The sequence below is a fragment of the Ensifer sp. 22521 genome (genome assembly GCF_052044795.1).
Classification (GTDB): Bacteria; Pseudomonadota; Alphaproteobacteria; order Rhizobiales; family Rhizobiaceae; genus Ensifer.
In genome coordinates, this window is the sequence record NZ_JBQENM010000006.1 from 341315 (window position 1) to 350492 (window position 9178).

8 protein-coding genes are annotated in these 9178 nt (G+C 62.0%); 3 read left to right on the forward strand and 5 right to left on the reverse strand.

The window, feature by feature from the left end:
• Positions 1–83: 83 nt before the first annotated feature.
• Together ACTJKE_RS11445 and ACTJKE_RS11450 are read left to right on the forward strand one after the other, a co-directional pair.
• Positions 84–1061, forward strand: coding sequence for a glycosyltransferase family 2 protein (locus tag ACTJKE_RS11445; protein ID WP_057252846.1), 978 nt, complete (start codon positions 84–86; stop codon positions 1059–1061).
• Complete coding sequence (locus tag ACTJKE_RS11450; RefSeq protein WP_113132269.1) at positions 1054–2583, forward strand: glycosyltransferase family 39 protein; 1530 nt, start codon at positions 1054–1056, stop codon at positions 2581–2583. Before ACTJKE_RS11445 ends, ACTJKE_RS11450 begins: the two co-directional genes overlap by 8 nt.
• Here ACTJKE_RS11450 and ACTJKE_RS11455 read toward each other — a convergent pair.
• Positions 2520–3443, reverse strand: coding sequence for a diacylglycerol/lipid kinase family protein (locus ACTJKE_RS11455; RefSeq protein ID WP_058325584.1), 924 nt, complete (start codon positions 3441–3443; stop codon positions 2520–2522). The genes ACTJKE_RS11450 and ACTJKE_RS11455 overlap by 64 nt on opposite strands.
• A 146-nt stretch (positions 3444–3589) precedes the next feature.
• Positions 3590–4063 carry an Lrp/AsnC family transcriptional regulator gene (locus ACTJKE_RS11460; protein WP_058320285.1) on the reverse strand — a complete coding sequence of 158 codons (474 nt, stop codon included), beginning with the start codon at positions 4061–4063 and terminating at the stop codon, positions 3590–3592.
• A 152-nt stretch (positions 4064–4215) separates the two neighbouring features.
• Here ACTJKE_RS11460 and ACTJKE_RS11465 point away from each other — a divergent pair, with 152 nt between their 5' ends.
• Positions 4216–5124, forward strand: coding sequence for a DMT family transporter (locus tag ACTJKE_RS11465; protein ID WP_113132267.1), 909 nt, complete (start codon positions 4216–4218; stop codon positions 5122–5124).
• A 79-nt stretch (positions 5125–5203) separates the two neighbouring features.
• Here ACTJKE_RS11465 and ACTJKE_RS11470 read toward each other — a convergent pair whose 3' ends face one another.
• From ACTJKE_RS11470 to ACTJKE_RS11480, 3 genes are all read right to left on the reverse strand, one after another.
• A complete protein-coding gene (locus ACTJKE_RS11470; protein WP_057252855.1) occupies positions 5204–6091 on the reverse strand; it encodes an ABC transporter permease in 888 nt (295 codons plus the stop codon).
• A gap of 112 nt (positions 6092–6203) precedes the next feature.
• Positions 6204–7202, reverse strand: a complete 999-nt coding sequence (locus tag ACTJKE_RS11475; RefSeq protein WP_058320287.1) for an ABC transporter substrate-binding protein — start codon at positions 7200–7202, stop codon at positions 6204–6206.
• A 326-nt stretch (positions 7203–7528) separates the two neighbouring features.
• Positions 7529–9178, reverse strand: a 1650-nt coding sequence (locus tag ACTJKE_RS11480; protein WP_440691838.1) for an electron transfer flavoprotein-ubiquinone oxidoreductase, incomplete at its 5' end; no start/stop codon positions are given.

Here is a 9178-nt window from a genome sequence, read left to right on the forward strand (position 1 = left end):
ACTGATAACTGTGCAAGAAAACGGTTATGTAGCCCAATCCAAATCTTGCGGCATTGTAAGCGCCGCATGTACGAGCTGTTCCTATGTACCCCATCGAACTATCCGTCGTCATTCCCGTGTTCAACGAAGAGGACAGCGTCCAGCCGCTGATCACACGTGTCCGCGATGCGCTGGCGAACTTTCCGTCTCCGTGGGAACTGATCCTCGTTGACGACGGCAGCACCGACCGAACGCTGGCAAATGCAAGAATGGCTCTTTCCGATCCGGGCCTCGATCTCAAGATTGTCGAATTGCAGAAGAACTTCGGGCAAACGGCAGCGATGCAGGCCGGCATCGACGCTGCCGCCGGGCGCCTGATCGCCACGCTTGACGGCGACCTGCAGAACGATCCGGCCGATATTCCCGAAATGGTCAAGGCGATCGAGGAGCGCGAGCTCGACCTGTTGGTCGGCTGGCGAAAGAACCGGCAGGATGGTCTCCTGCTCAGGAAGATCCCGTCCTGGTGCGCCAATCGCCTGATCGGCAAGATCACCGGCGTCAGGCTGCATGACTATGGCTGCAGCCTGAAGGTCTATCGCACCTCGGTCATCAAGCAGGTGAAGCTGATGGGGGAAATGCACCGCTTCATCCCCGCCTGGGTCGCCGGCGTGGTGCCGAGCAGCCGCATCGGCGAGATGCCCGTTACCCATCACGCACGGCAGCACGGCCAATCCAAGTATGGGATCTCCAGAACCTTCCGCGTGATTCTCGATCTGCTGTCGGTGCTCTTCTTCATGCGTTACAAAGCGCGCCCAGGGCACTTCTTCGGATCGATCGGGCTTGCGACCGGCGCGCTCAGCGCGCTGATCCTGATCTATCTCGGCTTCGACAAGTTCATCCTCGGCAACGATATCGGAACGCGACCGATGCTGATCGTCGGTGTCATGCTGTTCCTTTCGTCCGTTCAGCTCATCACGACAGGCATTCTCGCTGAGATGATGGCGCGAACCTATTTCCGCGACGACGGTACCACCAACTACATCGTGCGGCAGGTCTTCGTCCGGGACCCGGCCGATGCTTGACGTCGTCAATCGTCGGCCAAACACCGTCGTTGCGCTGATCGCCGGTTACTTTCTGCTCTGCATCGGCTTACGCCTCGCCATTTCCACATCGCTCGAAATCGACGAGTCGGAACAGGCCTTCGTCTCGCAGTTCCTGATGCTCGGCTATGGTTCGCAGCCCCCGTTCTACAATTGGCTGCAATACGGGCTGACCTCGGCCTTTGGGCCGTCGCTTGCGACGATGACGGTGCTGAAGAATGGGCTCCTGTTTCTGTGTTGCCTCTTCTACGGCCTCGCAGCACGCGAGGTCCTCAGCGATCGACGCCTGACCGCGATCGCAACGGTCGGCGTGCTGACCTTTCCGCCGATTTTCCTGCTCGCACAGCGCGACCTTTCGCATACGGTCGCGGCACTGTTTGCCGTATCGCTGTTCCTTTACGCTTTCGTCCGGACGATGACGCGGCCAAGTCTGTTCGCCTACGTCCTGACTGGAGCGGCGGTCGGCATCGGCGTCATCTCGAAGTACAACTTCGCACTCGTCCCAACCGCCGCGATTCTTGCGATCCTGCCCGAGCCGAAGCTTCGCGCCCGGCTCTTCGACTGGCGCATTCTGGTTGCGATCGCCGTCTGCACGCTGATTGCGCTGCCGCACGGCTACTGGATTCTCGAAAATCTCGGCGCCGCCTCGCGCAATACCCTCAATGAAATGGGAACGGCCCAACAGACGAGCTACCTGACGAAGGCGCTCAAAGGGATCGTTGCGCTGGTAGTCGCCACGCTTCGCGGCGCCGCACTTCCCCTGATCGTCTTCGCTCTCGTCTTCCGCAATGACCTGCCGACGATCTGGCGCGCCGAAAACCACTGGACACGCGTCGTCGGGCGCATGTTGCTGCTGTGCCTCGGCGCCGTGCTGCTGATCATGCTCGCCGTCGGCGCCACCCACATGCGCGAGAAATGGCTGGTTCTCTTTCTCGTCCTGCTGCCGCTCTACCTGGCCCTCAAGGTGGAGGCTTCCGGCGTCGACACCACACGCAGCGTTCGCCCCTTCCTGCTGCTCGTCGCCTTCATCATCGTCACCACTTTGGTGGTCGTCTCGGCACGCGCGGTTGTTCGCCCCTGGTTCGGCAAATTGTCGAGGCTCAGCATTCCCTATAGCACCCTTGTGGATACCGTGGTCCGACAGGAGGGAGCCGAGCCGGCGATGGTCATCGCCGCGGACAAGCTGCTTGGTGGCAATGTGCGCACGCGCCTGCACGGTGCCAAGGTCTTCGTCCCCGGCAACAGCAGCAGCTCTCCGATCGAGCATCCGGCCGGACCGCTCCTCGTGGTCTGGAGCGACAACGGCAAGCTCGATGCTCAACCACCTGTCGGGCTTCTCGACACCCTGAAGTCACTCGGCGTGCCGGAGGCAGCGATGAAGCCGCAGCAACTCGCCCTGCCCTATCTCCACGGCAATCTGCCGGATCGCTATGGCTTCGGCTACTTCTGGATCAACGACCCGTCGCGGTCGGCGCCGACGAGCAACTTGAGTTCACCCGGGTGAATGCGAAGCGCGACGTCACGGCCCATCGGCAGGAGTTCGCCGTCGATGACGCAGTTGATCTTGCGCTCCACCTTGGGAAAATGCAGATCGAGCGCATGGCCGCTCATGGCGGTAATCAGCGGGCTGTCGCGGAATTTGCCGCGCATCACATCGAAGGCGAGCTTGGCCACGCCCGGCGGGCTTAGGGGCGGCGCCGTGTAGAAGCCGAGATGGCCGGCTGTGACATCGTCGGCATACATCAGCGTATCGCGGCCGAACGGATTGTTCGAGACTGAAACCGCCGAAACATGACGGCTCTCCTTATGGCCGTCGACATCGAACTCGATCTCGAAATCGGGCGGATTGAGAATCACGCCTACCGCGGCGCGGGTGCTTGCGGCGATTTTGCCTGCCCTCGAACGAAAGCTGAAGGACTCGCGATAGCGCACCATGCGGGCATGCAGGCCCATCGAAAACTGATGCACGAAGGCCCGGCCATCGGCGCTGCCGATGTCACCGTCGATGATCACGCCATTCGCCAGCACCTCCGGAACCTTCCAGATATCGAGCGGCAGCTTCAGCGTGCGGGCAAAAAGGTTCATCGTCCCGGCGGGAACAACGCCGAGCGGCATGCGGTTTTTCCAGGCGACCCCGGCAGCAGCCGAGATCGTGCCGTCACCGCCGCCGGCGATTATCGCATCGAGGTCATCGCGGCGGCATGTGCGCTCCAAGGTCTCGCGCATCTCGCTTCCGGAAACCGTCGCAATTTCGATCTGGTGGCCGGCGGTATGGAAGACCTCCTCGACCTTCCGGCCATAGACCGCCATATCCGTCGTGCGGAAGGTTCCGCCTTCACGATTGAAGATCGCCTTGATTTTCATGAATGGGTCACTGACTCCGTTGCCGCGGCAAAGCTGCTCACCGCGATCAGATAATCGCGATTGCGGCCAATTCCAGAACCTTGCCGAAACTTAACGGGAATGGAGCGCGTGCCGGTCGGCGCTCGGAGACTGGTAATGACAACCGTTCAGCGCGGCTCGGGCAACTTCAGTGGCCCGCCGGTCTTGATCGATCGGATCGCGAAGTTCGAACGGATGTCGGTCACACCCGGCAAGGCAAGCAGCGTCTCGGTCAAGAGCGTCTCGTAAGCCGGGAGATCCTCGACGACGACCTCGGCGAGGAAGTCGGCATTGCCCGAGATCAGGAAACAGGACACCACCTCAGGAATGGCGAGCAGCGCCTCCTGCTGCCGCTGCGCATTCTCGCGGCTGTGCCGTCCCACCTTGATCTCCACGAAGACGGTGAGCCCGAGACCGGCTTCCTTGCGGTCGATATCGGCCCGATAGCCACGCAGGATGCCGGATTTCTCCAGATTGCGGATGCGCCGCAGGCAGGGCGACGGCGAAAGATTGACCTTTTCTGCGATCTCGACGTTCGTCGCGCGCGCATCCTCCTGAAGGATCCTGAGGATAGCGAGATCGAATTTATCGAGATTTGGCATGCTCACAAACTTCAGAGGTTACTATTGGCACATTGTTGCTGATGATAGTCTATTTCGGGCATAAATCGCAAGGACATGCCCGGCCTTCCGGGCGTAATCTTCCTTCCAGACCCAAAAGCCCCTCAGATATCCAAATCGGGAAGGAAATTCAAATGGTTGCGCTTACGCTTGCTCGCGGCAATACGTCGCCTGCCACCGCCGGCTATGCCGGTGCCTTCGTGACCGTCCTCATCTGGGCCGGCTGGATTCTCGCAACCCGCCATTCGGCCGGCACCGCACTCAGCACAATCGACCTTGGCCTGATCCGCTACGGCGTACCGGCGCTCCTGCTCGCGCCGCTCTGGCTCAAGACCGGGCTCTTGCCGCGCAAGCTGCCGATCCTGCTCCTCGCCTTGATGGTCGCGGGCTCCGGCGCGGTCTTTTTCCAGGTCTCCGCCTTTGCGATCCACTCGGTTCCCGCCTCCTCCGTCGGCATTCTTCTCGGCGGCTCGATGCCGCTTGCCACCGCCCTGATCGGCATCACGATCTTTGGCGAGCGTCCGGACCGAATGCGGATGGTGGGTTTTGCCGCGATCGTCGCCGGTGTCGCTATCCTGCTGACGCGCAACCTTGCCGTTTCAGTGTCCACAGGGTGGATCGGATACGCGCTGTTGCCCGCAGCGGCCACGCTCTGGGCGATCTACACCCACACCTTCCGCCGTTCGGGCCTGAGCCCGCTGCAGGGAAGCGCTTTGATTGCGGCCTGGTCGTTCCTGATCCATCTGGCGCTTGCCGCCTGTTTCGGAAGCACGCTTGCCAGCGTTCCGGTCAAGGAGATCGCCCTGCAGATCACCAGCCAGGGCATCCTCTCCGGCCTCATTGCCATGGTCGCCTATGGCTTTGCGGTGAAGAGCCTCGGCGGCACGCAGGCCGCTGCCTTTACGGCGCTGACCCCGGTGCTGGCGATGATCGGCGGCGCGATCCTGCTCGGCGAGCAAATCGGCCCGTTCGAAATGCTGGCCGCAATCGTCACGGCTATCGGCGTGGCGCTTTCGACCGGCATTCTCTCTACCCGCACCTAAACCGAGAAGTTCCCCAATAAGACAAAGGCCCCGGCGCGTTTCCGCTCCGGGGCCTTTTCTTTTCTTGAGATCGCTCGGCTCAGCCGTGGATGATCTCCCGATGTTTCTGCAGGCGATGGCCATAGGCCTGGCTGACACGATCGAAGATGATCGCGATGCCGACGATGGCGAGCCCGTTGAAGATGCCGAGCGTGAAATACTGGTTGGCAATCGCCTTCAGCACCGGCTGGCCGAGGCCCTGAACGCCGATCATCGAGGCGATGACCACCATGGCGAGCGCCATCATGATCGTCTGGTTGATGCCCGCCATGATCGTCGGCAGGGCCAGCGGCATCTGCACGTTCTTGAGCTTCTGCCAAGCCGACGAGCCGAATGCATCGGCTGCCTCAAGCACGTCCTTGTCGACAAGGCGGATGCCGAGATTGGTGAGCCGGATCATCGGCGGTATCGCGTAGATGACCACGGCAATCAGTCCTGGAACCTTGCCGATGCCGAGCAGCATCACGACCGGGATCAGATAGACGAAACTCGGCATGGTCTGCATCACATCGAGGATCGGATTGACGATGTTCTGGACCCGGTCCGACCGGGACATGACGATGCCGAGCGGAATGCCGATGGCGATCGACAAAACGGTACAGACGAAGATCATCGAGATCGTCTTCATCGTGTCGTCCCACATGTCGAAGTAGCCGATGAGCAGCAGCGTACCGATGCAGCCGGCGACGATCTTCCAGTTCCGACTCGCCACCCAAGCGATCAGCGCGATCAGCACCAGGATGATCGGCCAGGGCGTCTTCGTCATGAAGCGCTCCGATTGGATGAGGAAGAACTGCAGCGGTTCGAAGAAACCTTCGATTGCGTCGCCATAGGCGCGCGTGAACGACCGGAACCCCTCGTCGATAGCCTTCTTCAGCGCCCGCAGGCTTTCGTCGTCCATATGCGGAAACTGGGTCAACCAGTCCATTCCAATTCCCCTTCACATCTCACCGGCCGCGATTGTTGTTTTGCTGTTGCCGGGGGGTCAAACAAAGAGGCGGCGCAAGGATCGCGCCGCCCGTGGGTTCAATCGGTCGCAATCAGAGCGCGGCCTTGACCTTTTCGGCGACCTCGGGCGAGACCCACTGAGTCCAGATGTCGGGGTTTTCCTGAAGGAAGTGTTTGGCGCCCTCCTCGCCGCTTGCCTGGTTGTCGGTCATCCAGGCCATCAGCTTGTTGACCGTGTCGTTGGTCCAGGCGCGCTTGTTGAGGTAGTCCATGGCCGGGCCCGCGCGATCGGCAAAAGCCTTTGTCACCAGCGTCTGGACCTTGTCCTTCGGCCAGTCGTTCTTCTTCGGGTCCGGGCAGTCGGCAACCGTGTTGCAGCGTTTCCACTCGGCTGCGTCCGCCGCGACCCCATGCCCGAGCTTGACCATCTCGTATTTGCCGAGAAGGGCCGTCGGCGCCCAGTAGTACCCGACCCAGCCCTGCTTGCGCTCATAGGCCTTGGCGATCGAGCCGTCGAGACCGGCGGCCGATCCGGTGTCGACCAGCGTGAAGCCCGCCGCCTCGCCGCCATAGGCCTTGTAGAGCTGAGTCGTCACTACCGTTCCGCCCCAGCCCTGCGGGCCGTTGAAGACGGCGCCCTTGCTGGCGTCTTCCGGATCCGGGAACAGCTCCTTGTGCTTCAGCACGTCGTCGATCGTCTTGATGTCGGGATTGGCGTCAACGATGTATTTCGGGACCCACCAGCCCTGAACGGCGCCATCGGAGAGTGCGACGGCGGCACCGACGAGCTTGCCTTCTTCGAGGCCGCGATTGACGACGTCGGGCAGAAGATCCACCCAGCCTTCCGGCGCGATATCGGGCTGGCCCTTTTCGATCATCGAGGTGATCGTCGGCACGGTATCGCCAACGACGAGCTCGGCGTTGCAGCCATAGCCTTCCGCCAGGATGATCTTGTCGACGCTCGCCAGCACTTCGGCGCTCTGCCAGTTCATATTGGCAATCGTCACATCGCCGCATTCGGCGGCCGAGGCCGCACCAGCAAGGCCAAGAAGGCCGGCGGCCAGGCACGTCGTTGCAAGAAGCTTCTTCATTTCCGTTCCCTTTGTTCTGGCGGTGCATCCCGTCGCACTGCCGATCTCACCGCGGGGATCGGCAGCGTCACAAGGCTCGGTCCAACTCGAAACAACAGGGACCGAAAGGCCTGCGGATTCGTCGGCTTCGAGCCGATGACACCATGAAAGCTAACGGGGTTTGCCGGCAAGGACTTTCCCAATAGCGGCACGGATTGCCTTTTCGATGATCGGACTACCGCTCGACACGTGCGCGCGAATACAAAAGAGGCGCCGGAGTTCCCTCCGGCGCCTCGAACAATTTCGTTTCCGCGAACCTCGGAGGTCCTGCGGCCGCCATCCAAAGATCACATATTCGGATAGACCGGGCCTTCGCCGCCCTGTGGCGGCACCCAGTTGATGTTCTGGTTCGGGTCCTTGATGTCGCAGGTCTTGCAGTGCACGCAGTTCTGCGCGTTGATGACGAAGACAGGCTTGCCGTCCTTCTCCACCCATTCGTAGACCCCGGCCGGACAGTAGCGCGTCGACGGGCCGGCAAAGACGTCGAGTTCCGACGTGCGCTGCAGCTCCGGATCCTTGACCTGCAGGTGGATCGGCTGGTCTTCCTCGTGGTTGGTGTTCGACAGGAACACCGAGGACAGCCGGTCGAAGGTCAGCACGCCATCCGGCTTCGGATAATCGATCTTCTGGTGCTGCGCGGCCGGCTCAAGGCTCTGCGCGTCAGTCTTGCCGTGCTTCAGCGTGCCGAAGAACGAGAAGCCGAACAGCTGGTTGGTCCACATGTCCAAGCCGCCGAGCGCAACGCCGATCGCCGTGCCGAACTTCGACCACAGCGGCTTGACGTTCCTGACCCGCTTCAGGTCCTGGCCGATGGCGCTGTCGCGCCAGCCGCGCTCGATCTCGATCGGCTCGTCATTGGCGCGGCCGCTCGCGATCGCCGCCGCCAGCTTCTCGGCCGCGAGAATGCCCGACAGCACCGCATTGTGGCTGCCCTTGATGCGCGGCACGTTGACGAGACCGGCCGAACAGCCGATCAGCGAACCGCCGGGGAACGACAGCTTCGGCACCGACTGGTAGCCACCCTCGGTGATCGCGCGGGCACCGTAGGAGAGCCGCTTGCCGCCCTCGAAGGTGCCGCGGATCGCCGGATGGGTCTTGAAGCGCTGGAATTCCTCGAACGGGAAGAGATAGGGGTTCTTGTAATTGAGGTGCACGACGAAGCCGACGGCGACCAGGTTGTCTTCGAGATGGTAGAGGAACGAACCGCCGCCGGTCTTCATGCCGAGCGGCCAACCGAAGGAATGCTGCACCAGCCCGGGCCGGTGGTTCTCGGGCTTGACCTGCCAGAGCTCTTTCAGGCCGATGCCGAATTTCTGGACGTCGCGATCCCTGGAGAGATCGAATTCCGCAATCAGCTGCTTGGCGAGCGAACCGCGCACGCCCTCGCCGATCAGCGTGTATTTGCCCAAGAGCGCCATGCCGCGGGCGAAGTTCGGTCCCGGTTCGCCATTGCGCTCGATGCCCATGTCGCCGGTGGCAACGCCGATGACCGCACCCTTGTCGTTATAGAGCACTTCGGTTGCGGCAAAGCCCGGATAGATCTCGACGCCGAGGGCTTCCGCATGGCTTGCCAGCCAGCGACAGACGTTGCCGAGCGATACGATGTAGTTGCCGTGATTGTTCATCAGCGGCGGCATCAGGAAGTTCGGCAGGCGCATTGAGCCGGCCGGGCCCAAGAACAGGAAGTGGTCGTCCGTGACCTCGGTCTTGAACGGATGATCGGCCTCGTCGCGCCAGCCCGGCAGCAGCCGGTCGATGCCGATCGGATCGACGACGGCGCCCGAGAGGATATGCGCGCCGACTTCGGCGCCCTTTTCCAAGACGACGACCGAAAGCTCCGGATTGACCTGCTTCAGCCGGATCGCCGCCGCAAGACCGGCAGGCCCCGCCCCGACGATGACAACGTCGAACTCCATGCTCTCGCGTTCGGGCAGATC